The organism is Phenylobacterium sp. LjRoot225, from assembly GCF_964252855.1.
In the GTDB taxonomy this organism is placed as follows: domain Bacteria; phylum Pseudomonadota; class Alphaproteobacteria; order Caulobacterales; family Caulobacteraceae; genus Phenylobacterium.
Window position 1 is genome coordinate 446800 of record NZ_CAXUPL020000004.1, and the last position, 26157, is coordinate 472956.

The 26157-nt window shown below is 70.5% G+C and carries 27 protein-coding genes; 18 read left to right on the plus strand and 9 right to left on the minus strand.

From position 1 onward, the window contains the following. Positions 1–62 precede the first annotated feature (62 nt). The 4 genes from ACSQ2B_RS22200 to ACSQ2B_RS22215 all read left to right on the plus strand — a co-directional run bounded on the left by ACSQ2B_RS22200 (position 63) and on the right by ACSQ2B_RS22215 (position 5829). Entirely contained in the window at positions 63–317 is a 255-nt protein-coding gene (locus ACSQ2B_RS22200) for an exodeoxyribonuclease VII small subunit (RefSeq protein ID WP_436053350.1), read from the plus strand. Next, entirely contained in the window at positions 317–1198 is an 882-nt protein-coding gene (locus ACSQ2B_RS22205; RefSeq protein WP_436053352.1) for a polyprenyl synthetase family protein, read from the plus strand. Before ACSQ2B_RS22200 ends, ACSQ2B_RS22205 begins: the two co-directional genes overlap by 1 nt. A 33-nt stretch (positions 1199–1231) precedes the next feature. Next, positions 1232–3151: a 1-deoxy-D-xylulose-5-phosphate synthase gene (gene dxs / locus ACSQ2B_RS22210; protein WP_436053354.1), complete on the plus strand. Its 1920-nt coding sequence runs from the start codon at positions 1232–1234 to the stop codon at positions 3149–3151. 158 nt (positions 3152–3309) lie between these two features. Further along, positions 3310–5829 carry an esterase-like activity of phytase family protein gene (locus ACSQ2B_RS22215; protein ID WP_436053356.1) on the plus strand — a complete coding sequence of 840 codons (2520 nt, stop codon included), beginning with the start codon at positions 3310–3312 and terminating at the stop codon, positions 5827–5829. Between the two features lie 51 nt (positions 5830–5880). Here the strand turns inward: ACSQ2B_RS22215 and flgH are convergent, their stop codons facing one another. From flgH to flgF, 4 genes are read right to left on the minus strand one after another with little or no spacing between them, the layout of a single operon-like run. Further along, positions 5881–6609, minus strand: coding sequence for a flagellar basal body L-ring protein FlgH (gene flgH, locus ACSQ2B_RS22220; protein WP_436053749.1), 729 nt, complete (start codon positions 6607–6609; stop codon positions 5881–5883). A gap of 48 nt (positions 6610–6657) precedes the next feature. Then, on the minus strand, positions 6658–7419 hold the full coding sequence (gene flgA / locus ACSQ2B_RS22225) for a flagellar basal body P-ring formation chaperone FlgA (RefSeq protein ID WP_436053358.1): 762 nt from the start codon (positions 7417–7419) through the stop codon (positions 6658–6660). Beyond that, on the minus strand, positions 7419–8207 hold the full coding sequence (gene flgG / locus ACSQ2B_RS22230; RefSeq protein WP_436053360.1) for a flagellar basal-body rod protein FlgG: 789 nt from the start codon (positions 8205–8207) through the stop codon (positions 7419–7421). The genes flgA and flgG overlap by 1 nt, the downstream gene beginning before the upstream one ends. 12 nt (positions 8208–8219) lie before the next feature. Beyond that, positions 8220–8957: a flagellar basal-body rod protein FlgF gene (gene flgF, locus ACSQ2B_RS22235; RefSeq protein ID WP_436053362.1), complete on the minus strand. Its 738-nt coding sequence runs from the start codon at positions 8955–8957 to the stop codon at positions 8220–8222. A 217-nt stretch (positions 8958–9174) separates the two neighbouring features. Here flgF and ACSQ2B_RS22240 point away from each other — a divergent pair, with 217 nt between their 5' ends. Genes ACSQ2B_RS22240 through ACSQ2B_RS22260 form a run of 5 tightly spaced genes read left to right on the plus strand, consistent with a single transcriptional unit; the run spans position 9175 to position 15179 of the window. Next, positions 9175–9768, plus strand: a complete 594-nt coding sequence (locus ACSQ2B_RS22240; RefSeq protein ID WP_436053364.1) for a flagellar basal body-associated FliL family protein — start codon at positions 9175–9177, stop codon at positions 9766–9768. Positions 9769–9795: 27 nt separating this feature from the next. Next, on the plus strand, positions 9796–10872 hold the full coding sequence (fliM, locus tag ACSQ2B_RS22245; RefSeq protein WP_436053366.1) for a flagellar motor switch protein FliM: 1077 nt from the start codon (positions 9796–9798) through the stop codon (positions 10870–10872). Further along, complete coding sequence (locus ACSQ2B_RS22250; RefSeq protein ID WP_436053368.1) at positions 10869–11354, plus strand: DUF6468 domain-containing protein; 486 nt, start codon at positions 10869–10871, stop codon at positions 11352–11354. The genes fliM and ACSQ2B_RS22250 overlap by 4 nt, the downstream gene beginning before the upstream one ends. Continuing rightward, positions 11351–12241 carry a MotE family protein gene (locus ACSQ2B_RS22255; protein WP_436053370.1) on the plus strand — a complete coding sequence of 297 codons (891 nt, stop codon included), beginning with the start codon at positions 11351–11353 and terminating at the stop codon, positions 12239–12241. Before ACSQ2B_RS22250 ends, ACSQ2B_RS22255 begins: the two co-directional genes overlap by 4 nt. Positions 12242–12245: 4 nt before the next feature. Then, positions 12246–15179 (plus strand): tetratricopeptide repeat protein, encoded by a 2934-nt coding sequence (locus ACSQ2B_RS22260; RefSeq protein ID WP_436053372.1) that lies wholly within the window; start codon positions 12246–12248, stop codon positions 15177–15179. A 51-nt stretch (positions 15180–15230) separates the two neighbouring features. On the opposite strand, the gene ACSQ2B_RS22265 is transcribed toward ACSQ2B_RS22260, so the two are convergent. The 3 genes from ACSQ2B_RS22265 to ACSQ2B_RS22275 form a co-directional block, all read right to left on the minus strand. Beyond that, positions 15231–15533: a GIY-YIG nuclease family protein gene (locus ACSQ2B_RS22265; RefSeq protein WP_436053374.1), complete on the minus strand. Its 303-nt coding sequence runs from the start codon at positions 15531–15533 to the stop codon at positions 15231–15233. A gap of 91 nt (positions 15534–15624) precedes the next feature. Further along, positions 15625–16413, minus strand: coding sequence for a flagellar type III secretion system pore protein FliP (fliP, locus tag ACSQ2B_RS22270; protein ID WP_436053751.1), 789 nt, complete (start codon positions 16411–16413; stop codon positions 15625–15627). Beyond that, on the minus strand, positions 16410–16697 hold the full coding sequence (locus tag ACSQ2B_RS22275; protein WP_436053376.1) for a flagellar biosynthetic protein FliO: 288 nt from the start codon (positions 16695–16697) through the stop codon (positions 16410–16412). The genes fliP and ACSQ2B_RS22275 overlap by 4 nt, the downstream gene beginning before the upstream one ends. 92 nt (positions 16698–16789) lie before the next feature. Here ACSQ2B_RS22275 and flgB point away from each other — a divergent pair, with 92 nt between their 5' ends. The 3 genes from flgB to fliE are packed head-to-tail and all read left to right on the plus strand — an operon-like array spanning position 16790 to position 17961. After that, positions 16790–17203, plus strand: a complete 414-nt coding sequence (gene flgB / locus ACSQ2B_RS22280) for a flagellar basal body rod protein FlgB (protein WP_436053753.1) — start codon at positions 16790–16792, stop codon at positions 17201–17203. 30 nt (positions 17204–17233) lie between these two features. Then, on the plus strand, positions 17234–17653 hold the full coding sequence (gene flgC, locus ACSQ2B_RS22285; protein WP_436053378.1) for a flagellar basal body rod protein FlgC: 420 nt from the start codon (positions 17234–17236) through the stop codon (positions 17651–17653). Between the two features lie 11 nt (positions 17654–17664). Next, positions 17665–17961, plus strand: coding sequence for a flagellar hook-basal body complex protein FliE (gene fliE / locus ACSQ2B_RS22290; RefSeq protein ID WP_436053380.1), 297 nt, complete (start codon positions 17665–17667; stop codon positions 17959–17961). 27 nt (positions 17962–17988) lie between these two features. Here fliE and ACSQ2B_RS22295 read toward each other — a convergent pair whose 3' ends face one another. Then, on the minus strand, positions 17989–18288 hold the full coding sequence (locus ACSQ2B_RS22295) for a hypothetical protein (protein ID WP_436053382.1): 300 nt from the start codon (positions 18286–18288) through the stop codon (positions 17989–17991). A 137-nt stretch (positions 18289–18425) separates the two neighbouring features. Continuing rightward, positions 18426–18956: a DUF4168 domain-containing protein gene (locus ACSQ2B_RS22300; RefSeq protein ID WP_436053384.1), complete on the minus strand. Its 531-nt coding sequence runs from the start codon at positions 18954–18956 to the stop codon at positions 18426–18428. Positions 18957–19121: 165 nt separating this feature from the next. On the opposite strand from ACSQ2B_RS22300, the gene ACSQ2B_RS22305 reads away from it, so the two are divergent. The 6 genes from ACSQ2B_RS22305 (at position 19122) to cckA (ending at position 25973) form a co-directional block, all read left to right on the plus strand. After that, positions 19122–19898: an ATP-binding cassette domain-containing protein gene (locus ACSQ2B_RS22305; protein ID WP_436053385.1), complete on the plus strand. Its 777-nt coding sequence runs from the start codon at positions 19122–19124 to the stop codon at positions 19896–19898. Next, on the plus strand, positions 19895–21445 hold the full coding sequence (locus tag ACSQ2B_RS22310; protein ID WP_436053387.1) for an ABC transporter permease/substrate-binding protein: 1551 nt from the start codon (positions 19895–19897) through the stop codon (positions 21443–21445). Before ACSQ2B_RS22305 ends, ACSQ2B_RS22310 begins: the two co-directional genes overlap by 4 nt. Positions 21446–21693: 248 nt before the next feature. Next, positions 21694–21957 carry a flagellar biosynthesis protein FliQ gene (fliQ, locus tag ACSQ2B_RS22315; RefSeq protein ID WP_436053388.1) on the plus strand — a complete coding sequence of 88 codons (264 nt, stop codon included), beginning with the start codon at positions 21694–21696 and terminating at the stop codon, positions 21955–21957. A 19-nt stretch (positions 21958–21976) separates the two neighbouring features. Next, positions 21977–22732 carry a flagellar biosynthetic protein FliR gene (gene fliR, locus ACSQ2B_RS22320; RefSeq protein WP_436053390.1) on the plus strand — a complete coding sequence of 252 codons (756 nt, stop codon included), beginning with the start codon at positions 21977–21979 and terminating at the stop codon, positions 22730–22732. Positions 22733–22736: 4 nt separating this feature from the next. Then, entirely contained in the window at positions 22737–23822 is a 1086-nt protein-coding gene (gene flhB / locus ACSQ2B_RS22325) for a flagellar biosynthesis protein FlhB (protein WP_436053392.1), read from the plus strand. A 75-nt stretch (positions 23823–23897) separates the two neighbouring features. After that, on the plus strand, positions 23898–25973 hold the full coding sequence (gene cckA, locus ACSQ2B_RS22330; RefSeq protein WP_436053394.1) for a cell cycle histidine kinase CckA: 2076 nt from the start codon (positions 23898–23900) through the stop codon (positions 25971–25973). Positions 25974–26157 lie beyond the last annotated feature (184 nt).

Sequence of the window (26157 nt, forward strand, 5' to 3'; positions counted from 1 at the left end):
GTCGAGCCCGAGCGGACGTAAACCCGGTGGACCATGGCAAACGCGGGCTCTAGGTTCGGCCCATGTCCGAAGCCCCCGACATCCAAGCGCTGACCTTCGAGCAGGCGCTCGCCGAACTTGAGCAGATCGTTTCGCGGCTCGAATCCGGCCAGGCGCCGCTGGAGGACTCCATCCGGCTCTACGAGCGGGGCGCGGTGCTGAAGGCCCATTGCGAAACCCGGCTGGAGGCCGCGCGCCTGCGGGTCGAGAAGATCGTCATGGGTGCGGGCGGGGGCGCCAACGGCGCGCCCGCGGTCGAGCCCGCCGAGTTCAGCTGATGAGCCTGTTCGCCCAGCGCGCGGCCGAGGCGGCCGATCTGGTGACGGTGGCGCTGGACGAGCTGCTGCCGCGCGCGGACGGGCCGGAATCACGCCTGACCGAGGCCATGCGCTATGCGGCGCTTGGGCCGGGAAAACGTCTGCGCCCCTTCTTCGCGCTCGAGACCGGGCGGATGTTCGATCTCGAAGACCGGCCGGTGCTGCGCGCCGCCTGCGCGCTGGAGTGCATCCACGCCTACAGCCTGATCCACGACGACCTACCGAGCATGGACGACGACGACATGCGTCGCGGCCGGCTGACCGTGCACAAGGCCTATGACGAGGCCACCGCCATCCTCGCCGGCGACTCCCTGCAGGCCGCCGCCTTCGAGATCCTGGCCCATCCGGACACCCACAAGGACGGCGGCGTACGCGCGGAGATGATCTTCAAGCTCGCCCAGGCCAGCGGCGCGCGGGGCATGTGCGGCGGCCAGATGATCGACCTGATCGGCGTGCACGACGACCTGGGCGCGGTGGCCCGCATGCAGCGGCTGAAGACCGGCGCCCTGATCGCCGCGGCCTTCGAGCTGCCGCTGATCATCGCCCGCCCCAAGGACGGCGAGCGCCATGCGCTGCTGGCCTTCGCCCAGGATCTCGGCCTCGCCTACCAGATCGTCGACGACCTGCTGGACGCCGAGGGCGACGAGGCGACGCTGGGAAAAAAGGCTGGCAAGGACGCCGCCCGGGGCAAGACCAACTATGTGACCCTGCTCGGCGCGGAGGCGGCGCGGACGCGGCTGGAACTGCTGGTGGAACAGACCAAGGCGCATCTCGAGCCTTTCGGCGCCGCGGCTGAATTCCTGCGGGACAGCGTAGATTTCGTGCTAGAGCGCCGAAGCTAGTCCTCCTCATCCGCATCGCCGGCAGTCGCGTTCATGGCCCCGAACACACCTTTGCTCGACAAGGTCTCCTCGCCCGCGGATACGCGGGCCTTCTCGATCGGCGAGCTGAGGCAGCTCGCGGACGAGCTCCGCGCGGAGACCATCGACGCCGTCTCGCAGACCGGCGGCCACCTGGGCGCGGGCCTGGGCGTGGTCGAGCTGACCGTCGCCCTGCACCATGTCTATGAGACGCCCAAGGACATCCTGATCTGGGACGTCGGCCACCAGGCCTATCCGCACAAGATCCTCACCGGCCGGCGCGATCGCATCCGCACCCTGCGCCAGGGCGGCGGCCTGTCGGGCTTCACCAAGCGCGCCGAGAGCGAATACGACCCCTTCGGCGCAGCCCACGCGGCGACCTCGATCTCGGCCGCCCTCGGCTTCTGCGCCGCGCGCGACCAGGACGGCCGCGACAACAGCGTCGTGGCGGTGATCGGCGACGGCTCGATGAGCGCCGGCATGGCCTATGAGGCGATGAACAACGCCTGCGAGACGACCGGCCGGCTGACCGTCATCCTCAACGACAACGACATGTCGATCGCCCCGCCGGTCGGCGGGATGAGCGCCTACATGGCCCGGCTGGTCTCCGGCGGCGGCTACCAGTCGCTGCGCCGGGTCGGCAAGTCGGTGGCCAAGGCCCTGCCGCGCCCGCTGCAGGAGGCGGCCCGCAAGGCCGAGGAGTTCGCCCGCGGCATGGTCACCGGCGGGACCTTCTTCGAGGAGCTCGGCTTCTACTACGTCGGGCCGATCGACGGCCACGACATGGACGCCCTGGTCCACGTCCTGCAGAACGCCCGCAACATCACCGACAAGCCGGTGCTGGTCCACGTCGTGACGCAGAAGGGCAAGGGCTACGCCCCGGCCGAGAGCGCTGCGGACAAGCACCACGCCGTGGCCAAGTTCGACGTGGTCACCGGCCAGCAGGCCAAGCCGGCGCAGACCCATGCGCCCAGCTACACCAAGGTCTTCGCCACCCAGCTGGTCAAGCTGGCCGAACAGGACCCCAGGATCGTCGCCATCACCGCGGCCATGCCCTCGGGCACCGGCCTCGACCTCTTCGGCCAGCGTTTCCCGGAGCGCACCTTCGACGTCGGCATCGCCGAGCAGCACGCGGTGACCTTCGCCGCCGGCCTCGCCGCCGACGGGATGAAGCCGTTCTGCGCCATCTATTCGACCTTCCTGCAGCGCGGTTACGACCAGGTGGTCCACGACGTGGCGATCCAGCGCCTGCCGGTGCGCTTCGCCATGGACCGGGCGGGCCTGGTCGGCGCCGACGGCCCGACCCACGCCGGCAGCTTCGACATCGGCTTCATGGGCGCGCTTCCCGGCATGGTGCTGATGGGCCCCGCTGACGAGGCCGAGCTGGCCCGCGCGGTCGCCACCGCCGCGGCCATCGACGACCGGCCCAGCGCCTTCCGCTATCCGCGGGGCGAGGGCGTGGGCGTCGAGCTTCCCGAGCTGGCCGAGCCCTTCGAGATCGGCAAGGGCCGGATCGTCCGTGAAGGGACGACCGTCGCCATCCTCTCCTTCGGGACCCGGCTGGCGGAGTCTCTGCGGGCCGCCGATCTGCTGGCTGCGCGCGGACTTTCGACGACCGTCGCCGACGCCCGCTTCGCCAAGCCGCTCGACGTCGAGCTGATCCTTCGGCTCGCCCGCGAGCACGAGGCGCTGATCACGGTGGAGGAGGGCGCGATGGGCGGCTTCGGCAGCTTCGTGCTGCAGGCCCTGGCCGAGCATGGCGCGCTGGACCGCGGCCTGAAGGTCCGGGTCCTGACCCTGCCCGACATCTTCCAGGACCAGGACAAGCCCGACCTCATGTACGTCGAGGCCGGCCTCGACGCCGACGGCATCGTCCGCACCGCGCTCGCCGCGCTCGGCGTGAGCAACGTCGCGGCCAAGGGCCGCCGGGCCTAGCCAGCCCCGGCGCGCCGCCGCTCCGTTCCCAGGGACCGGGCCGCACCAGACGGCTGAGCCGCCCCTGCCGTAATCCGCTGTCATCGCGACGTGACCGAACTGTCGTCGCAGCGTCACCTGTCGCCGCTAGCCGCTTCTCCACCTGGAGGGGTGCAACCATGTCGTCATTTCGCTCGCTGGCGTTCGCCAGCGCCTCGGCCTGCCTGTTCGGCCTCGTCGCCGCACCGGCCGACGCCCAGTCTGTCGCCTATAGGACGCCGAACGTCACCACGGCCGCCGGCGCCCAGTCGGTCACCTTGGGCGGCGCGACCTTCGTGAACCAGGGCCTGGTCGGCGTCGGCCGGCTCTCGGCCACCACGCGCGACTTCGCCGGCGAGACCCTGGGCTCGTTCTCGGCCATGTCGGTGGACGCGTCGAGCTGGCGGCGCAACGCCGACGGGTCCTACTCCGGAAAGATCTGGACCCTGCCGGACCGCGGCCCCAATGACGTCGGCCCGTTCGTCGGCACCACCGACTACCGCAACCGCATCCACGTCAGCGACATCAAGCTCACGCCTTACGCCGGAACGGCCAACCTGCCGGCCTCGACCAGCTCGCAGAGCCAGCTGAGCATCACGCCCGACAGCGGCTTCTTCCTGACGGACGCCACCGGCCTGAACTTCACCGGCAAGGACGCGGGCTCGAACGTCATCACCCGCAACGGCGTCCTCTATCCCAGTCCCGCGAGCGGCGAGGGCGCCGGGCGCATCAGCCTGGACTCCGAGGGCGTTGCGCGTCTCGCCGACGGCTCCTTCTACATCTCGGACGAGTATGCGGCCGGGCTCTACTATTTCGACGCCAGCGGCCGGCAGATCGGCGCCATCCAGACCGTCTCCGCGCTCCTGCCGCGCACTGGCGGCGTGGTCAACTTCAACGGCGGCGCCGCGCCCACGACCGGCCGGCGCAACAACCAGGGCCTGGAGGCGGTCGCCGTCACGCCGGACGGCCAGCGGCTCGTGACCATCCTGCAGAGCGCGACCTTGCAGGACACCGGCTCGGGCAACCAGGGGCGCAACAACACCCGCATCCTGGTCTACGACATCAGCCAGACGCGGACGCCCACGGCGCCGGTCGAGCACTATGTGCTGCAGCTGCCGGTGCTGACCACCGCCGGCGACGGCGGCGCCCCCAACGCCACGGCCGCCCAGTCGGAGATGCTGGCGCTCAACAGCAATCAGTTCCTGGTGCTGTCGCGCGACGGGATCGGTCGCGGGGCCGATCCGAACGCCGCCAATTCGCCGGTCTTCAAAAGCGTCCTCCTGGTCGACACGACCGGCGCCACCAACATCGCCGGGACGACCTATGAGACCGCCGCCAACGGCGCGGTCTCTCCGGGCGGAGCGTTGAACGCCGCCATCAAGCCCGTCCAGCAGGTGCAGCTGGTCAACATGCTGAACCCGGTCCAGCTGGGCAAGTTCGGCATGAACCTCAAGACCGCGCCCTCGGACCTGCTCTCGCTGTCGGAGAAGTGGGAGGCGATGGGCCTGCTGCCGACCCTGGAGGAGAAGGCGCCGCAGGACTTCTTCCTGCTGGTCGGCAACGACAACGACTTCATGACCGCCAACGGCCGGATCAACGGCCAGGACTTCGACGCCTCGCTGACCGGCGTGCGGGGCTCGGGAAACAACGACAACGTCATCCTGGTCTATCGCCTGACCCTGCCGACCTACGTCGATCCGCTGGCGCTGCAGGCGATGCGCCTGGGCGCTCCGGTCGTCGCCGGCATGTCGTTGCAGCTGGCCGAAGACCTCGGCGGTGCGGCGGCCGCCGCCGGCTTCGGCGAGGCCGCGGCGGCGCGGCGCGCGGCCCAGCTGGGGGCCGCCTTCGCGCCCGGCCTGCGCCTCTGGGCTCAGGGCGGCTGGTCGCAGTCGCTCGTCAACGGGGTCGCGGTCGACGACGAGCCGAGCGGCGACGGCCCGCGCGTGGCGCTGGGCGCCGACTTCACCGCCGGTCCGGTGCGGGTCGGCGCGGCGGCGGCCTACGGCGGCGCCGACGTGGAGGCGTCCGGCTTCCGGGCCAAGTCCGATGCCGCGAGCTTCAGCTTCTACGGCAGCTATGTCGGGCCGAGCGGCCTCTACGTCCAGGCCGCCGCGGGCGGCGCCAGCAACGTCAACTTCGACGAGCTCGCGCGTCCGGCGGCCTACGGCCTGACGGGGACCGGAACGGCCAAGGCCGACGTGTTGAACGCACGGCTGGAAGCGGGCTGGTCGCGGCAGATGGGGCCGGTCCGGCTCGGGCCGTTCGTCGCCGCGCGCACCTCCCGCGTCATGATGAAGGCCTACACCGAGAGCGGCGCTTCGCTCGGCAACGCGGCCTACGGCAACCACGATGCGACCTGGGAAGAGCTCGCCGGCGGCCTTGAGGTCGCCGGGCGCTTCGGCGGCCTGGTCCCGTCCCTGCGGGTGAGCTACGTCGGCCAGCGCAGCGAGGTGGATCCGCTGACCGTGCGTCTCGCCTCGGCCCAGCACGCCATGGGCCAGCAGGTCCTCGACCTCGGCGACCTCGCGCACGACCGGACCGAGGCGGAGTTCAGCCTGGCCGGCGAGGGGCGCGGCTTCAGCTGGCGACTGGATCTGGCGGGCCGCTTCTCCGAGCAGACCGCGGTGGCCGGCGCCGTCACAGTGGCGAAGTCGTTCTGAGCCTGAGGCTGAGGTTGCGGGGCGGCCGACGCCGGCCGCCCCGCGCCGGTCTCAGAACGGCGAGAAGCGCTCGATCAGCGCCTGGCCGGCCGGGGTCTTCTGCACCCGGCTGATGTCGCCGCGGCCGCCGTAGCTGATGCGGGCTTCGGCGATCTGGGTGTGCTTGATGGTGTTGGCCGAGGAGATGTCCTCCGGCCGGACGATGCCGGCGACGGTCAGCTGGCGCAGCTCGGTGTTGGTGCGCACCTCCTGGGTGCCTTGGATCATCAGGTTGCCGTTCGGCAGGACCGCGCTCACCACGGCGGCGATGGTCAGGCTGATCTTTTCCTGGCGGTTCACCGAGCCGGCCCCGGTGTTGGAGGTCTTGGTGCTGGTGCCGATCGCGTTCGTCGGGTCGTAGCCGCCGGGCAGGATCCGGCCCAGCGTCGATTCCAGGCCGAACATGTGTGAGATGCTGCCGTCCATGCTGGAGTCGCGGCTGGAGGCGGTCGAATTGGTGGTCTTCGCCTGGTCGTCGATGTCGATCATCACCGTCACGATGTCGCCGACGTGGGAGGCCCGCTGGTCGGCGAAGAAGGCCCGGGCGCCGACGCGCCACAGCGAGTTGGCGCTGGCCGAGCCCGCCTCGCGCGGGACCAGGATGGCCTGCTCGCGCGGGACGAGGGCGGCGGGGTAGCCGACCGGCGCGAGCTCGGGGCCGCGGACGGCCTCGGAGACGGTGCTGCAGGCGCCGAGCGGGGCCAGGACCGCGAGGGCGGCGAGGATGGAGCGCAGGGACATGGCCATGGGCTGGGACTGGGATTGGGATTGGGACATGCGACGGGTTCCTTAGCGGAGCGCGTAACGGCTGGGGCCGGCGGCCTTCAGGCTGGCCGCGGCGGGGCCGACGACGGCCTGGCCGGGACCGGTCACCACGGCCTGGATGATCTTCTTCGAGCCGGTGTTCTGCACGTTGATCGTCTCGCCGACGCCCGCGGCGCCCATCGCCTTGCCTTCCAGCGAGAGCGAGATGCCTTCCGAGGCGAAGGTGACGGTGATGGTCTCGCCGGCCTTGACCACCTGGGCCGCGCCCAGGTCGCGGGCGGAGACCGCCGCGCCGACGCGCAGGGGACGCTTGGCCGCTAGGCCGATCGCCGCATCGGCGTCGGACGGCGCATCGGCCGGCGAGGCGGCGGCCTTGCCCCAGATCAGATCCTGCGGCTGGACGATCTCGCCGGTCTGCAGGTTGCGGGCGTAGGTCAGCACCTCGACATTGCCGCGGGGCGCCGCAACGCCCGGGCCCATGGCGCGTGCGCCGCTCGGGGCGCCGGACACCACGATCGTCTTCAGGCCCTCGGCGTTGGCCCAGTCGAGCCCGGCGCGGGCGGCGGCGAGCTGCACCGCGCGGGCGTTCAGCGCCACGACGGCGCCGGTGCGGCCGGCCACGGGCGTTCGGGCCGCGGCGCCTGCGCCGTCGAACAGGTCGCCCAGGGTCACCACGGCGTCGGCGCTGACGGTGTCCGCCTTCAGGCTGACCGCGATCCCGGCGAAGGCCGGGGAGGCCAGCGCGCCCGCGGCGGCGAGGACGGCGAGGAGGGCTGCGGCCTTCATCAGGATTTGATCTGGTTGGCGACGCCCAGCATGTTGTCCGCCGTGGAGATAACCTTGGAGTTCATCTCGTAGGCGCGCTGGGCGACGATCAGGGAGGTGATCTCGGTCACCGCATCGACGTTCGAGGCTTCGGTGTAGCCCTGCAGCAGCTCGCCCACGCCGTCGACGCCAGGGGTGCTGTTGGTCGGCGCGCCGGAGGCGGCGGTTTCCTTGAACAGGTTGCTGCCCTGGGCCGACAGGCCGCCCTCGTTGACGAAGGTCGACAGCTCGAGCGTGCCGACCACATTGGGGGTGGGCGTGCCGGGCTGGGTCACCTGCACCTGGCCGCTCTTGGAGATGGTGATCTGCAGGGCGTCGGCGGGAATGGTGATCGCCGGCTGGACCTGATAGCCGTCCTGGGTGACGACCTGGCCCTGGTCGTTGACCGAGAAGTTGCCGGCGCGGGTGTAGCCGGTCTCGCCGCTCGGCAGCAGCACCTGGAAGTAGCCGCGCCCGTCGATCGCCAGATCCAGGCTGTTCGCCGTCGCGGTCATCGAGCCCTGGGTGGAGATGCGGTAGACCGAGCCCGCCTTGACGCCTGCGCCCACCTGGACCCCCGTCGGCACGATGGTGCCCTGGTCGGAGGACTGGGCCCCGGCCTGTTCGAGGGTCTGGTAGAGCAGGTCCTGGAACTCGGCGCGCTGCTTCTTGAAGCCCACCGTGTTCATGTTGGCGATGTTGTTCGAGATGACCTCGACGTTCAGCTGCTGGGCGGCCATGCCGGTCGCCGCGGTGCGGAGCGCTTGCATCGTTCAGTTCTCCTACTGGATCCGGCCCATGCGTTGGACAGCGCTCTTCGAGAGCTCGGCGTTGGAATCCATGATCTTGGCCATCTGCTCGTAGGCCCGGCTGACCTCGATCATCTGGGTGATTTCCAGGATCGGCTGGACGTTCGAGCCTTCCAGCATGCCCTGGCGGATGCGGGCGTCCACGGCGGGCGTGGGCTGCTGGTTGGAGGTGTCGCGGTAGAGGTTGTCGCCGGTCTTCTCGAGCGTCCCCATGGTCGCGAACTTGACCAGGCCCAGCTTGCCGACCCGCGTCGTGCCCTGGGTGACCGTGCCGTCCGCCGAGACGGTGACCTGGCCCTCGGCGGGATCGAGCGTGATCTCGCCGCCGCCGTCATCCGAGACCGGCAGGCCGCCCTCGGTGACCACCTTGCCGGTGTCGTCCATCCGGAAGCGGCCGTCGCGGGTGAAGCGGGGGCCGTCCGGCGAGTTCACCTGGAAGAAGCCCTGGCCCTCGATGCCCAGGTCGAGCGGCGCGTCGGTCCGGCGCAGCGCGCCCTGGCCGAAGTCGCGCAGCACCCCGTCTTCGCCGACGAACTTCACCGGCCGCGGACCTTGCAGGGTCATGGCCGGCTCGGCGGGGTTGGTCTTCTGCATCAGCGACTCGACCTTGAAGCCGGTCGTGTCGGTGTTGGCGATGTTGTTCGCCACGATGTCCAGTTGGCGGCGCAGCACCATCTGGCGCGACAATCCGACGTAGAGGGCGTTGTCCATTAATCCCAGGCCTCAGCCGCGACACTTTGCGCAGGTCTCGCTGCAAGCATCGGGCCAGAGCGAAAAGCTAAGGAAATCCAGCAACTAAAATAGTTAACGGGCGCCCCCCGGCGAATTCTGCCGGGCAGGTCTGACCGCGCGTTAAGGTCGGTTAAAAACCGGTTCTTAACCAAAGCGGCGTGAATGAGACGGAGACAGGTTTCTAAGGAATGCGCGCGTGGCCGAGGCCAAGGTCAAGGAAGCGCCGGCCGATGAGGCGGGGGCGGAAGACGGCGAAGGCGGCGGCAAGAAGAAGCCGCCGCTGAAGCTGATCATCATAATCGCCGCCGCGGCCGTCCTGGTTCTGGGCGGCGGCGGGACGGCGGCCTTCCTGATGCTCAAGCCGAAACCCGACGCGCACGGCGAAAAAGGCCACGAGAAAAAGAAGAAGGAAAAGGGCGGCAAGGAAGAGAAGAAGGGCAAGGAGGGCGAGAAGGGCGCGGCCCAGGTGCGCGAAGGCCCTGACGGGGTTCTCTTCTACACCCTGCCCGACATCGTCGTGAACATGCAGACCGCCGATGGGCGGCCGACCTTCCTGAAGCTCAAGCTCACCCTGGAGATGCCCGACCAGGAGGCGGTGGACGAGCTGGAGCCGAACATGCCCAGGCTCCAGGACATGTTCCAGACCTTCCTGCGCGAGCTTCGGCCCGAGGACCTCTCCGGCAGCCAGGGCTCCTACCAGCTGCGCATGGAGATCCTGCGCCGGGTGAACATGGTCATCGCGCCGTCGAAGGCCAATGCGGTCCTGATCGAGGAGATGCTGATCAACTAGCCGCAAGGCTGGTTCGGCGTTCCGCGCATGGCTGACGACAACGAAGACAAGGACGACTGGGCGGCGGGCGGCGGGGCCGCTCCTGCAGCCGCGCCGGCGGCGTCCGGCGACGGCATGGCGGCCGAGCGGATCCTCAACCAGGACGAAATCGACAGCCTGCTGGGCTTCGACTTCTCCGATGACGAGGCCGAAGAGCGGACCGGCATCCGCGCGATCATCAATTCTGCGCTCGTCTCCTACGAGCGCCTGCCGATGCTCGAGATCGTCTTCGACCGCCTAGTGCGGCTGATGACGACCAGCTTGCGCAACTTCACCTCCGACAACGTCGAGGTCAGCCTCGACAACATCTCCTCGATCCGTTTCGGCGACTATCTGAACTCGATCCCGCTGCCGGCCATCCTGTCGGTGTTCCGCGCCGAGCAGCTGAACAACTTCGGCCTGATGACGGTCGATTCGAACCTGATCTACTCGATCGTCGACGTGCTGCTGGGCGGGCGCCGCGGCACCGCGGCGATGCGCATCGAAGGCCGGCCCTACACCACCATCGAGCGGATGCTGGTGCAGCGGATGGTCGAGGTGGTGCTGAACGACGCGAAGGAGGCGTTCGAGCCGCTGACGCCGGTGACCTTCACCCTCGACCGGCTGGAGACCAACCCGCGATTCGCCGCGATCGTGCGGCCGGCCAACGCCGCCATCCTCGTCAAGCTGCGCATCGACATGGAAGACCGCGGCGGCAGAATCGAGCTCCTTCTGCCGTACGCGACGCTCGAGCCGATCCGCAAGATGCTGCTGCAGCAGTTCATGGGCGAGAAGTTCGGGCGCGACAACATCTGGGAAGGCCACCTTGCGACCGAGCTCTGGACCACGAACGTCGAGGTCCGCGCGGTGCTCGACGAGCAGCTGCTTCCCCTCAGGGAGGTCCTGAACCTGAAGGTCGGGGACACCATGATGCTCAACGCCACGCCCGACAGCCTGATCGAGCTGAAGGCCGGCGCGATTCCGCTCACCCGCGGCCGGATGGGCCGCCGCAACGCCCATATCGCCGTGCGCGTCGAGGCGCCGCTGGCGCCCAACGCCCGCCAAGCCCTGCAGAGGTTCCCATGAGCTTCATCGGCCTCGCGATGAACGTCTTCCTGGCGGTGCTGCTGGGGGCCGCCCTGGTCATGGGCTGGCGGCTGAACCGCCGGCTCAAGGCGCTGCGCGACAGCCATGAGGGCTTCGCCGTCGCCGTCCGCGAGCTCAACATGGCCGCCGCCCGCGCCGAACAGGGGCTGGCGGACCTGCGCGCCGCCACGGACGAGGCCGTCGACGTGCTGGGCGACCGGATCGAGAAGGGCCGGGCGCTCGCCGCCAAGCTCGAGAAAATCACCCTGGAGGCGCCCGCCGCGGCGCGTCGCCAGCCGGCCGAGAACGACGAGCAGGCCCAGGAGCGCCGGCTGGGCGCCTTGCTGGCCTCCGCCCGCGAGGCCCGCGCCCGTCCCGAGCGGCTGGTGCGGCGCGAGCCGATCGCCCGTCCGAAGCCGGCGTTCGAGGACGACCTCTTCGAGGATCCGCTTGAACCCACGCCGCGTGGAGCCCGCCGATGAAGCCCATTCCGCGCATCCTGCCGCTGATCGGCGTCGCCGCCGGCGGCGTGCTCGCCATCAACGCCCTGTCCGGCGCGCGCGAGCTGCCGGACCTGATCTCCGGCGCCAAGGCCTATGCCGAAGGCGCCGCGAAACCGGACAAGGCTGGCAAGGAGGCCGCCGCCACGGGCAATGCGACCGACGCCGGCGCCAGCGGCATGCCGTCGCTGACGTCCGCCGCCAAGCCCCCGCCGGTCTGCGCCCCCACCGCCGCCGAGCTCGCCAAGGAAGCCGGCCTCTCGCCCGCCGAACTGCAGGTGCTGCAGAGCCTGGGCGCGCGCCGCGGCCAGCTGGACCAGCGCGAGAACGACCTCAACACCCAGCTCGCCCTGATGGCGGCGGCCGAGGCCAAGCTGGACGCCAAGGTCAAGGCGCTGACCGGGCTGAAGTCGGAGATCCAGGGCCTGCTCACCCAGACCGACCAGAAGGAGGCCGCCGAGGTCGACCGTCTGGTCAAGGTGTTCGAGGGCATGAAGCCGAAGGACGCCGCGCCGCGGATGGTGCTGCTGGACGACGCTGTGCGCCTGCCGATCGCGGCCAAGATGAAGGAGCGTTCGCTCTCGGGCATCCTCGCCCTGATGCCGCCGGCCGAGGCCAAGAAGCTGACCGAAAGCCTCGCCAAGCGGTTCACCGACGCGCGGAGCATGGCGGCCAACGCCGCGGCGACGGCGACCCAGGCCGCCAACCAGGTGGCGACCCCGGCGCCCCTGACGCCGGACCCCGTCGAGTCGAGCGGCAAGGCCGCCAAACCGGCCCAGGGCAAGGCGCCCGGCAAGCAGGCCCAGAAGGCCGACGCGCCCTCCGCCAAGGCCGCGCCGACCGCGCCCGCGGCGCCCAAGGCCGGCTGACGCCGTGAACCTGCGCCAGACCCTCCGCTCCGGCGTTGCGGCGGTCTGCATCGCAGGTCTCGTCGCGCCGGCAGGCCTGGCCAGTCCGAAGGCCGCCGCCGATCCCGCCCGGGCGGGTCCGCTCGAAGTCCATGTGGCCCAGGCGGAGACCTTCTCGCGGGTCGAGCTCCGCTGGCGCGGCGCCGGCGGCCAGGCCCAGACCCGGCGCGACGGCCAGACCCTGACCTTCCGCTTCGGCCGCGACGCCGACCCGGACATCGCCCGTCTGCGCACCGCGCCGCCGAAGTGGATCAAGACCGCCGAGAAGCGCCATGTCGGCGGCCGGCTCGAGCTGACGCTCACCCTGACCGACGACGCCGACGCCAAGGTGGGGGTCGCCGACGGGGCGACCTTCATCAACGTCTTCCCCAAGCCCGAACCGCCGCCGGTGCAGACCGCCGAGGTGGTGACCGGTCCGGCCGAGCCTGAGCCGCCCCGGCCCAATCCGATCCCGGCCGGCGGCGTCGTGCGGATGACGTCCAACGTCATCAACGGCCAGGTGCTGCTGAGCTTCGCCTGGGCGAATCCGGCGGGCGCGGCGGTGTTCCGCCGCGGCGATGCGGTCTGGGTGGTGTTCGACGCCGCCGCCACCCTCGACATCTCAAAGGCGCCCCACGGCGTCACCCAGTTCCGCGCGGTGCAGGCCTACCGCGGCACGGACTATTCGGCGGTGCGGATAGACGCGGCGCACGACGTGCCGCTGTTCGCCGTCTCGGAAGGGGCGACGTGGACGATCGCCCTGGGCCCGGGCCAGCAGAGCCAGCCCGCCATCGTGCGTCTGCAGCGCGACCCCGACAGCGGTCCCGCGGCGCTGAAGGCCCCGGTTTCCGGCGCGACGCGGATCATCCGCATGCCCGATCCGGAGGCGGGCGACACCCTGACGGTGGTCACCGCGCTCGGCCCGGCCAAGGGGCTGGCCTCGCGGCGCGACTACATCCAGATGGCCTTCCTGGCCTCGGTCCAGGGCCTGGCCGTCCAGCCCCACGTCGACGACCTCGCCATCCAGCGCGAGGGCGACATCGTGCGCTTCGGCCGCCCCGCCGGCCTGACCCTCTCGCCCGCCTGGGCCGTGCAGCGCCGCGCGCAGAACAGCCTGGGCGTCCCCCAGCCCGCGGCGATGCCGGCGCTGATCGACTACGACAACTGGCCGAAGACCGGCGAGGGCGGCTTCCTCGCCCGCTACAACGGCCTGCTGGACGCCGCCACCATCGAGTCGGGCAACCGCGAGCGCGACGGCCCGGTGACCGCCCGCATGGCGCTGGCGCGCTTCCTGGTGGGCTCGGAACTGGCCTTCGAGGCGATCGGCGTCCTCAACGACACCGCGCGCACGCATCCGGAGCTGCTGGAGACCGCAGAGTTCCGCGGCCTGCGCGGCGTCGCGCGGGTGATCGCGCGGCGCTACAAGGAGGCCGACGCCGACTTCTCCGCCCCGGCCCTGGCGGACGATCCGTCGAGCGCCTTGTGGCGGGCTCTGATCGCCGCCAAACAGGCGCAGTGGACCGAGGCGCGCGCCCAGTTCGCCAAGGGCGGCGAGGCCTACGCCCTCTTCACCCCGGCCTGGCGGGCGCGCTTCGCCCGGGCCGACGCCGAGGCCGCCCTGCGGCTGGGCGACCTCGGCGGGGCCGAGGCGCGGGTCAACCTCGCCCTGATGGAGAAGGTCGATCCGCTCGAGCAGCTGGCCACCCGCCTGGTCCAGGCCCGGATCATCGAGCTCCAGGGCCACAAAGACCGGGCGCTCAGGATCTATCTCGCCATCTCCGGCGCCCCGCTGGAGTCGCTCTCGGCGCCGGCGCTGCTGCGCGCCACCCAGATCCGGCAGGAGAACGGCACGATCACCGCCGTGCAGGCGGGCGTGGTCTACGACAACCTGCGCTACCGCTGGCGCGGCGACGCGACCGAGCTCGAAGCCACCCGGGCGCTGGGGCAGCTCTACCTGGCCCAGGGCCGCTATCGCGAGGCGCTGGAGGCGTTGCGCTCGGCCCGCGTGCGGATGCCGGACCTGCCCGAGGCGCAGGCGCTGCAGGCGGATCTCGCCCGCGGTTTCCGGGCGCTGTTCCTTGACGGCATGGCCGACGGCCTGGAGCCGATCCAGGCGCTGGCGCTGTTCTACGACTTCAAGGACCTGACCCCGCTGGGCGCCGACGGCGACCTGATGGTGCGCAAGCTGGTCCGTCGGCTGGTCGACGTCGACCTCCTGCCGCAGGCCGCCGAGCTCCTGAAATACCAGGCGGACAACCGGCTGGACGGGGTGCCGCGCGCCCAGGTCGCCACCGACCTGGCGCTGATCTATCTGATGGACCGCAAGCCCGAGCAGGCGCTGGTGGCGATCAACGAGTCCCGCACCACCGTGCTGCCCGCAGCCCTGACCGCCGAGCGCCGGGTGGTCGAGGCGCGCGCCTGGACCGCGCTCGGCCGCTACGACGCGGCGCTGGAAATTCTCTACAAGGACATGTCGAAGGACGCCCAGGACCTGCGCGGCGAGATCACCTGGAAGCAGAAGAACTGGGCCGCCGCCGGCCCGCTGTTCGAGAAGGCGCTGGGCGAGCGCTTCAAGGCCCCTGGGCCCTTGTCCAGCGACGAGGAAGGCAAGCTGCTGCGCGCCGGCGTCGCCTACAGCCTGGCCGGCGACCTGGGCTCGCTCGCCCGCCTGCAGGGGCGCTACCAGGGCTTCTACGACCAGGCGCACAATCCCGAGGCGCTGCGCATCGCGCTTTCCGGCGAACCCACGGGGCGCCTCGGCGTCGCCGACTTCGGCCGGGTGAGCGCCGACAACGAAACCTTCGCCGGCTGGGTCGCCAAGATGAAGACCCGCTTCAAGACCGCCCCGCCACCCGTCGGCAAGCCCGCCGCCGCCCCGGCGAAACAGGCCGAGGCGGGCCAAACGACCCCGCGCGCCTGATTTTTATCCGCTCATCCCGGCGAAAGCCGGGACCCAAGCAGAATCAGACACCTACCGAAACCCGAGCGGGCTCATGATCTCGTCGTACAGATCCGTCCAGGTTGGGTTCACGCTCTCGATGAGCTCGACCTTCCACCGCCGCCGCCATTCCTTGATCCGCCGCTCCCGGCGAAACGCGCCTTCGCGCGTCTCGTAAGGCTCGTACCAGACCAGTCGTGTCACGTCGTACTTGGCCGTGAAACCGGGTCTGATTTTCTCTCTGTGCTCGTAGAGCCGTCGGCTTAGATCGTCGGTGCTCCCCGTGTAGAGCGTGCCATACGGCGCGCTGGCCAGGATGTAAGCGTAGAAAGCCATCTGCAGCGCGCACTGGATCCGATCAGCTTGGGTCCCGGCGTTCGCCGGGATGAGCGGATATTAGTTTCCCATATGTTCTCGGTCAAAGCTCTCACCTCGGGTGGAAGCTCTCCACCAGGCTGCCGCAGACCAGCCGCCAGCCGTCCACCAGGACGAAGAAGATCAGCTTGAACGGCAGCGACACGGTCACCGGCGGCAGCATCATCATCCCCATGCTCATCAGCACGCTGGCGACGACCAGGTCGATCACCAGGAAGGGGACGAACAGCAGGAAGCCGATCTCGAAGGCGCGCTTCAGTTCCGAGATCATGAAGGCCGGGGTGACGATGCGCAGCGGGGTGTCGACCGCCGTGGCCGGGCGGGGGACCTTCGACAGGCGGACGAAGAGGGCCAGGTCGTCGGCGTTCACCTGGGAGAGCATGAACCGCTTCACCGGCGCGCCGGCGGCGTCGAAGGCCTGGGGCAGCTCCATGGTGTGGTTCAGCAGCGGCTTGATCCCCTGCTGGTAGGACTGGTCCAGGGTCGGGCCCATGACGATGGCCGTCAGGAACAGCGACAGCGAGATGATCACCGAATTGGGCGGGCTCTGCTGCAGGCCGAGCGCGGTGCGCAGCAGGCTGAGCACGACCACGATGCGGACGAAGGAGGTGGTCATGATGACGATCGAGGGCGCCAGCGACAGCACCGTCATCAGCCCGATCAGCTGGACCACCCGGTCGGTCAGGCCCGCGCCCGTCCCCAGGTTGATGTTCACCGCCTGAGCCAGGGCCGCGGCGGGGAAGATCAGGCTGGCGAGGGTGACCAGCGCCGTCAGGCCGGCGGCGCGGCGCCAGTCTTCGGCCGGCAGGCCGCGGACCGCTTTCAGAAGCCCGCGCATCAGCCCCAATCCTTGGCTGAAGGGGCCTTGGCCGCAGGGGCGTCGAGCAGCCGGCCCTCGCCGAGCAGCAGCAGCCGTTCGCGTCCGTCGCAGGAGACCAGGACCAGCCGCCGCGAGGGGTCGAGCACAAGGGTCTCGACGACCGTCAGCCGGCGTTCCTTGCGCGGCGCGGCGAAGCGGGCGAGCACGTCGGGCCCGAAGCGCCGAAGGGCCACGGCGCAGAGGCCCAGAAGGCCCAGGGTTAACGCGAGCGCGAAGAAGGCGCGGGCGAAATCTGCAAGAATCATAAGCGCTTCTGCGTGTGGCGGAGGACCTTCATTCGCACGGTCGTCTGAGTCGATTAAGTCCTGATTAACCCTGTTTATTCACCATGTTCGCCATGGACCTCTCGCAGATTCCCTTGTTCGCCATGCTGCGCGGACGCCTGGGCTACCTCTCTGAGCGTCAGCAGCTGATCGCCCAGAACGTCGCCAACTCGGACACCGCGAACTTCCGGCCCAAGGATCTGAAACCGTTCAGCTTCCACGTTCAGGAAAGGTCGGGCGCGAGCTCCGCCGCGGCGGTGACCCAGCCGGGCCACATCCCGCTGCAGCACGGTTCGGCCGGCGGTTCGGCGGCCTTCCAGCAGATCACCGCGCCGGACTCCGAGACCCGACTCAACGGCAACGGCGTCGTCCTCGAGGAGCAGATGATGAAGATGAGCGAGTCGCGCATGAACTACGACGCGGCGATCAGCTTCTATCAGAAATCGCTTGGTATTCTGCGCATGGCCACCCGGGCGCCGGGCCGCTAGCCCCAGGTCCTTGACGTTAGGAGTCGCTGAATGGCCGACATCAAGTCTTCGAGCGGGGTGACCCAGGCGATCGCCGCCTCCGCCATGCGCGCCCAGCAGGCGCGCATGCGAATCATCGCCGAGAACCTGGCCAACTCGAACTCCACCTCGCGCAGCCCCGGCGGCGATCCCTACCGCCGTCAGGTGCCGATCTTTCAGCCGACCAAGGTGGCCGGCGCGACCGGCGTCCACATGTCGCGGGTGCAGCCGGACCCGACCGAGTTCAAGACCACCTACGAGCCGGGCAACCCGGGCGCCGACGCCAAGGGCTATGTGAAAGAGCCCAACGTCGATCCGCTGATCGAGGCGCTCGACATGAAGGAGGCGCAGCGCGCCTACGAGGCCAACCTCAACGTCATCGAGACGGCGCGGGCGATGGACTCGCGCACCCTCGACCTGCTGAAGAAATAGAGGCTTAGGCGATGATCACTGCGCTTTCGGCGGCCAAGGCCTACGCCAACATGCAGAACGCCTCCGCCTTGGGGGCCGGGGCCACCGGCGTGGGCGGCTTCGGCGACCTGGTGAAGGCGGCGATGACCGACGCGGTCCAGGCCTCCCGCCATGCCGAGACGCAGATGGCCGCCCAGGTCCAGGGCAAGGCCGAGCTGGTCGACGTGGTCACCGCCATCTCCGCCGCCGAGACCAGCCTGGAGACGGTGATGGCGGTGCGCGACCAGGTGATCAGCGCCTACCAGGAAATCATGCGCATGCCGATCTGACGACGCGCGCGGCGTCGCTGCGACCCGTCAGCACTTCATGTCGAGCGAGCTGCCCGACGATCGGTCGGCGGAGGGATAGCGGTCGAACCTGATCTCCTGGATCAGCGCCGCCCGGGGCGGCGGCGCGCGCGCCAGCAGGGCCTGCTGGACCTCCGCGGGGCCCGGCGGCTGGGCGGCGCGATCGTCGGCCGGAGCGGTCGGGAATATCACGAAGCCGCAGATCCCCCAGCCGCCGGAGCCGCGCCCCTTGCTCTGGGCGATCAGCCCCACCAGCGCCCCTGCGAGCGCGCCCACGAGGGACCAGGAGACAATCAGACCTAAGAGCATGACACGCTCGCTGCGGGCCGGACGCCGCAAGGAGAGCGTGGCCGACCGAGGCCCGCCGCGAACTATCAAATGGTCTTAAAGCCTCTCGCGTTGAGCTCCGCCGCTGCGGATCGCTCCTCGGCAAGTGAGACCCCGGGTCAGCCCTTCCGCTGGCGATGGCGCGCCGCCGGCTTGGACGCGGCGGCGTGGCCTTTGCGTTTCGTGGCGTGCTGGCGGCTCGCCGCGGCCTTGCGCTTGTGGCTGCGGGCCTTGGCGTGCGACCGGCGAGACGTCTTGGTCGCGGCCACCTTGCGCTTCGGCGGGCTCCAGCGGCGGTCGAGGCCCTGGGTGGCCAGGCGGGTCACCCGCGCTGTGCGCTCGAGGTTGGCGGTGTCCAGATAGGGGTAGAGGCTGGCGGCGAGCGCGGGGTCGGCGCGCATGGCGTCGCCCATGCTGTTGTAGTCCTCGACGTTCATGCCCGCGCCTTCGATGGCCCGGGTCATGGCGGCCGGGTCCTGGTCGCCCAGAGCCTGCAGCTCCACGGTCGCCCGGGCGAAGTCCTGCATCCGGCTGTCGGAATAGGCCGGCGGAGCTGAGGTCGCCGGGGCGGCGGTCTCCTGGGCCGCGGCGGCGGTCGCCAGCGCAAGCGCGGTGATCACGGCGACCGGCAGCAGGGTCCTACGCCACATCTTCAAATCTCCCCGACTGTTCAAACGCCCGCGGGCGGGCGCCCGACTCGAAGCTCCACAGTGGAGCCTAGCGCCGCCCTGGACGCGCGGCCACTTCGCCGCGATGTCGCACCCGTCGGCCTGACTTCCGCGCGCGACATGTTAGCGTGCGGCATGCGCGGCGCGATGATTGAGCTCGACGGGGTGGCGAAGCGCTATGGCGGCCAGCTGGCTCTCGACGGGGTCTCCCTGAGCGTCACGCCGGGCGAGTTCCTGGCCCTGGTCGGTCCCTCCGGATCCGGCAAGACCACCCTTCTGAAGACCATCAACCGGCTGATCGAGCCGGACGCCGGCGCCATCCGCATCGACGGCGGCGACGCCCGGGCGCCCGCGCCGCACCTGCTGCGCCGCCGCATCGGCTATGTCTTCCAGGAGGTCGGCCTGTTCCCGCACCTGACCGTCGCCCAGAACATCGCGGTCACGCCGAAGCTGCTGGGCTGGGCGGCGGCGCGGATCGCCGCCCGGGTCGAGACCCTGCTCGGCCTGGTGGACCTGCCGTCGGCCCTCGCCGGGCGCATGCCGGCGGAGCTTTCCGGGGGCCAGCGCCAGCGGGTCGGCGTCGCCCGGGCGCTGGCCGCCGAGCCCGCCATGGTGCTGATGGACGAGCCGTTCGGCGCGCTGGATCCCCTGACCCGGGAGACGCTGGGGACCGACTATCGCGCCTTGCACGACCGGCTGGGCCTGACCACGGTCATGGTGACCCACGACATGGCCGAGGCGGTGCTGCTGGCCGACCGCCTCGTGGTGCTGAACCAGGGGCGGATCGTCGGCGACGGGGCGCCTGCCGCCTTGCTGGCGCAGACCTCCGACCCGCAGGTCCGGGCCCTGCTCGAGGCGCCCAAGCGGCAGGCTGAACGGCTGAGCGCGCGGCTGGCCGGAGATCCGCCCGGAGCGCGCCCTTGAGCCCGCGTCTCGACGCGGCCCTGGCGCTGCTCCCCAACTATCTGGCCTGGCATGTGGCGCTCTCGGCGTCGGCGCTGGCGCTGGGGCTGGCGGCCAGCCTGCCGCTGGCGGTCGCCGCCAGCCGCAGCCCGCGCCTGCGCTGGCCGCTGCTGGCGATCTCCAGCCTTGTGCAGACGATCCCCAGCCTGGCGCTGCTGGCGCTCTTCTATCCGCTGCTGCTGGCGCTCTCGGCCCTGTCCAAGGGGCTGTTCGGCCATGGATTCTCGGCCCTGGGCTTCCTGCCGGCGCTGCTGGCGCTGGCCCTCTATTCGATGCTGCCGATCCTGCGCAATGCGACCGCCGGCATCCTCGGCGTCGATCCCGCGGTGCAGGCCGCCGCCGACGGGGTCGGCATGACGCCGGGCCAGAGGCTGTGGCAGGTCGAGCTGCCGCTGGCCGCGCCGGTGATCATGGCCGGCGTGCGCACCGCCGCGGTCTGGACCATCGGGGCGGCGACCCTCTCCACCCCGGTCGGCCAGACCAGCCTCGGCAACTACATTTTCTCGGGCCTGCAGACCGAGAACTGGGTGGACGTGCTGACCGGCTGCGCCGCCGCCGCCGTCCTGGCCCTGGCCGCCGACCAGCTGCTGGGGCTGGTGGAGGCCGGCGTGCGGCTGCGCAGCCGCGTGCGCCTGATCGCCGGCGGCCTGGGCCTTGCCCTGGGGATCATCCTGGCGGTCTCGCCGCTGATCGGCGCCGGCGCCCGGCCGGCCTATGTGGTGGGCGCGAAGAACTTCTCGGAGCAGTACATCCTGGCCGAACTGATTGGCGAGCGGCTGCAGCGGACCGGGGCGGCGGTGCAGCTGAAGCAGGGGCTGGGCTCGGCGGTGGCCTACCGGGCGCTGGCCGCCGGCGAGCTGGACGCCTACGTCGACTACTCCGGCACGCTGTGGACCAATGTCTTGGGCCGCGCCGACAATCCCGGCCGAGCCGAGGTGCTGCGGCAGCTGACCGCGGAGATGCAGCGCCGCGACGGCGTCGTGGTGCTGGGCTCGCTGGGCTTCGAGAACGCCTATGCGCTGGCCATGCGCCGGGACCGCGCCCAGGCCCTGGGCGTCGCCACCCTCGCCGACCTTGCGCGAGAGGCGCCGTCGCTGACCCTCGGCGCGGATCTCGAGTTCCTCTCGCGTCCGGAGTGGACGTCCGTGGCCGCCGCCTACGGCCTGCGGTTCAGGTCGCAACGGTCCTACCAGCCGACCTTCATGTATCGCGCGGTCGCCGGCGGCGACGTCGACGTGATCAGCGCCTTCTCCTCCGACGGCCGCATCGCCGCCGACCGGCTGACGGTGCTCGGCGACCCGAAGGGCGCCATCCCGCCCTATGACGCGGTGGTGTTGATCGCGCCGCGGCGCGCGGGCGACGACCGCCTTCGCCGCGCCCTCCAGCCGCTGATCGGGCGGATCCCGGTCGAGGCGATGCGGGCGGCCAACCTCAGCGTCGATCGGGATGTGGACAAGGTCGCGCCGGGGGCGGCCGCGCGGGCGCTGGCGGCCAAGCTCGGGCTCTGAGCGGGCGGCGAGCCCCCTCCACCGCTCCGCGGTCCCCCTCCCCCAACGGGGGAGGAGAGGGCGGGTTCGGCTTCGAATCTCCTCCCCCCACAGAGGGAGGGGGACCCCGTAGCGGTGGAGGGGGCCGCACGGCCCCGGCAATTCCTGCCGGCCTCGTTAACAAAAGTAGCCAATCGTTAACCATGCCGCCGTGACCTTGGGCCCTCGTCGCCGCGGCGATTCCGTTGGGTTCAGAAGGGACGACCACCATGACCGGCGCCGAGGTGTTGGATGTCGGGCGCGACGCCATCTGGCTCACCATCCAGCTGTCGGCGCCCGTGCTGATCGTCGGCCTGGTGGTCGGCGTCGGCATCGGTCTCGTCCAGGCGCTGACCCAGGTGCAGGAACAGACCCTGGTGTTCGCGCCGAAGATCGTCGCGGTGTTCGTGTCGCTGCTGGTGTTCCTGCCGCTGATGGGCGCTCTGATGAGCGGCTTCATGCGCAACATCGCCGCGCGTATCGCATCGATGTAGCGCCCGCGCGGCCCGTCCGATGGAGCACTACGCCACCGCCCAACAGGTCTTCTCGGGCGGCCTGATCTTCGCCCGGCTGGCGGCGATCGTCATGCTGATCCCCGGCATCGGCGAGAGCTTCATCCCGGCGCGGATCCGGCTGTCGATCGCCTTCGTCATGACGCTGGCCCTCTATCCGGTGCTGGGCGCCAGCGCGCCGCTGGTCCCGGGCTCGGTGGGCGATCTCGCCGGCGGGGTGATCAAGGAGCTGCTGATCGGACTGATGATCGGCTCCATCATCCGGCTCTTCATGAACGCGCTGACGGTGACCGGGGAGGTCGTCTCGATCACCACCACCCTGTCCTTCGCCCAGACCGCCAACCCGACCCAGGCGACGCCCTCGACCACCCTGGGCACCTTTCTCGGCCTGCTGGCCCTGGTGCTGATCATGAGCACCAACCTGCACCACATGTTCATCAGCGCGATCGTGCGCTCCTATTCGATCTTCCCCTTCCGACGCGACGTGCCGGTGAGCGACGCGGGCATGCTGGCGATCCAGACCGTGGGCAAGTCGTTCGCGCTCGGCATCCAGCTGTCGGCGCCGGTGATGGTGTTTTCCTTCATCTTCAACATCGCCACCGGCCTGATCGGACGGGTGATGCCGCAGTTCCAGGTCTTCTTCGTCGCCTCGCCGCTGCTGGTGCTCGGCAGCCTGTCGATCTTCGCCCTCTCCCTGGGGGTGATCGGCATGGTGTTCATCGACCGCTACCGCGAGCTCCTCTCGGTCTTCGCCTAACGCCATGGCCGAGGAAAACGAAGGCGCATCGCGCACAGAAGAGCCGACACCCCGGAAACTCGAACAGGCGCGCGAGAAGGGCGACGTCGTCAAGACGCCGGAACTGCCCCAGCTCGCCTCGCTGGCGGCCGTGGTGGCGGTGCTGGCGATCAGCGGCGGCTGGCTGTGCCGCAACCTCGCCCTCCAGCTGCTGCCCTTCATCGCCCATCCGGATTCCATCGCCATCGCCGGCGGCGGCGGCATGAACGTGGCGCAGCACGCGCTCAAGGCCGCCCTGCCGATCATCCTGATGGTGATGCTGTCGGCCGCGGCCGCGGGCGCGGCGGGCCATCTGCTGCAGACCGGGCTGATGTTCACGCCGGACAAGCTGAAGTTCGATTTCACCAAGCTTTCGCCGATGCAGGGCCTGAAGCGGCTGTTCGGGATCGACGGCCTGATCCACTTCGGCAAGTCGCTGCTGAAGGTGGCGATCACCACGGCGCTCGCCTGGTGGATCGTCAAGCCGCACCTGACGGACATGGAGCGTCTGGCGACGCTCGATCCGGCGGCGATCCTGCCCTTCCTCGCCGACCTCCTGCGGCGGCTGGTGTTCGCGGTGATGGCCCTCCTGCTGGTGATCACCGGCGCCGACTGGTTCGTCCAGAAGCAGCGCTTCATGGCGCGCATGCGGATGAGCAAGGAGGAGCTGAAGGAGGAGTTCAAGAACACCGAAGGCGACCCGCACGTGAAGGCCAAGCAGAAGCAGATCCGGGCCGAACGCGCGCGCCGGCGGATGATGCAGGCCGTGCCCAAGGCGACGCTGGTGGTGATGAACCCGACCCACTACGCCGTGGCGCTGAAGTATGTGCAGGGCGAGGACGACGCCCCGATCTGCGTCGCCAAGGGCATGGACGCCATCGCGCTGAAGATCCGCGACGTCGCGAAGGAAGCGAACGTGCCGGTGATCGAGGACCCGCCGCTCGCGCGCGCCCTCTACGCCGCGGTCGAAATCGACGACGTAATTCCGCAAGCCCACTTTGAAGCCGTCGCCAAGATCATCGGCTTCATCCTGAGGCAGAGCCGCCGCCGTGCGACGGCGCGCCCGCTGTGAGACAATAGAATGACCGAATCGCTAGGCCGGATCGGCGCATCCGGATTTTCGCAAGGGGACTTCGCGGGCGGGACGATGGCAGAGCCTAAGTCCACCAGGGGCGATCGTCGCAAGCTTGACGCGCTGACCAGCGCGGCGGTGGGCTTCTTCATGCTCGCCGTGGGCTTCACCGCCTGGGTGGCGATGCACTCGAGTCCGGTGCTGCTGGCGACCCTGATGTTGCTGGCGGGGCTGGCGGGGGTCGCCTGCCTGGGTCTCTTCGTGCTGCGCGGCGCGTCCGAGCCCGCGGCCGACGCGGACCTGGCGCCGGAGCGGCTGCTCGAGGCGCTGGACGAGGCCGCAGCCCTGGTCGCCGCCGACGGCCGGCTGCTGGCGACCAACAGCGCCTGGCGCGAGACCGTCGGCCCGGCCCCGCGCCTGCCGAAGACCGGCGCCCCCGCGGCCAGCCTGCCCTCGGCGCCTGCGCGCCGCGGCGAGCTCGGCCGCGCCACCCTGCGGCTGGGCGGCGCGGACCGCAACGCGGTGGTGACGCCGATCGGGACCCGGCGCTTTTTCATCCGGCTGCCTGGCGACGCGCCCGGCGCGCTCGCCCTGCCGGCGGCGGCGCTGGAGGTGATCACCGCCTTCTCGTCGGCCGGCGCCCCGCCGCCGAAGGTGCTCGACGCCTTCGCCGCGGCCTCGCCGTTCGGCGCCGCCCTGCTGGACGGCGAGGATCCGTTCGCCGCGATCATCGTCGAAGCCAATCCGGCGCTGAAGGCCGTCGCCGGCGGCGGCCAGCCCGGCCAGGCGTTCGGCGAGCTGATCGAGCCCGCCAGCCGGGCCGACGCCGCCCAGCGGCTGGCCGCCGGGACCGCTGGCGCGGCCCCGCTGGAAGTGCGCCTGGCCCATGACCCGGCCCGCATCGCCCACCTCTACCTCGCCCGCACCGACGGCCGCTGGGTCGCCTATCTGGTCGACGTCTCCGAGCAGAAGCAGATCGAGCTGCAGCTCGCCCAGAGCCAGAAGATGCAGGCCATAGGCCAGCTCGCCGGCGGCGTCGCCCACGACTTCAACAACCTGCTCACCGCCATCTTCATGCAGCTCGACGTGCTGGCCTCGCGCCACCCGGTGGGCGATCCCTCCTACGAGGGGCTGAACGAGATCCGCCAGACCTCGGCCCGCGCCGCCGACCTGGTGCGCAAGCTGCTGGCCTTCTCGCGCAAGCAGACCGTCCAGCGCGAGATCCTCGACCTCGGCGAACTGATCAGCGAGTTCGAGGTGCTGCTGCGCCGGGTGCTTTATGAAGACGTCAAGCTGGCCACCGAATACGGCCGCAACCTGCCGCAGGTGCGCATCGACCGCAGCCAGCTGGAGACCGCGGTGATGAACCTGGCAGTCAACGCCCGCGACGCGGTGCGCGCCCACGGCGGCGGCCAGGTGACCATCCGCACCGCCCGCCTGACCCAGGAGCAGGCGATCCAGATGGGCTATCCGGAGGCCCAGGGCGAGCAGGCGCTGATCGAGGTGGCCGACGACGGCCCGGGCATCCCGCCGGACATCCGCGACAAGATTTTCGAGCCCTTCTTCACCACCAAGCCGGTGGGCGAGGGGACGGGGCTGGGCCTCGCCACCGTCTACGGCATCGTCAAACAGGCGGACGGCTGGATCGCGCTCGACAGCAGGATCGGCGAAGGAACCGCCTTCCGCATCTTCCTGCCGATCCACCATCCGTCGGCCGCCGTCGCCGCCGCCCCGCAGCCGGCGGCGCCCAAGCGGACGGTCGCCCGCGACCTCTCCGGCGCCGGGCGCATCCTCTTCGTCGAGGACGAGGACGCCGTGCGCGGCGTCGCCGCCAAGCTGCTGCGCGCCCGCGGCTACGAGGTGATCGAGGCCGCCAGCGGCGAAGAGGCGCTGGAGCTCGCCGAGACCCATGCCGGCACGATCGACCTGATGATCTCCGACGTGGTCATGCCCGGCATGCAGGGTCCGGACCTCTTGAAGGCGGCGCGCCGCTACCTCGGCGAGGCGCCGGTGATGTTCATCTCCGGCTATGCGGAGTCCGAGTTCTCGGACCTGCTGGAGGGCGAGGCCAACATCTCCTTCCTGCCCAAGCCGATCGACATCAAGACCCTCGCGGAGCGGGTGAAGCAGGAACTGGGAAAGGCCGCGTAGGGCGTAACGCCCCCTCCCTCAACCTGAGCCGTCATCCCGGCCGGAGCGAAGCGGAGAGCCGGGACCCAGGGGGTTCTGCAGTGCGGCGGCCCTGGGTCCCGGATCGGCCTGCGGCCGTCCGGGATGACGGGCATTTTCAAGCGGTGGAGGGGGCCTGAAGCCCAGAGCGCTTCGCTTCGCGACC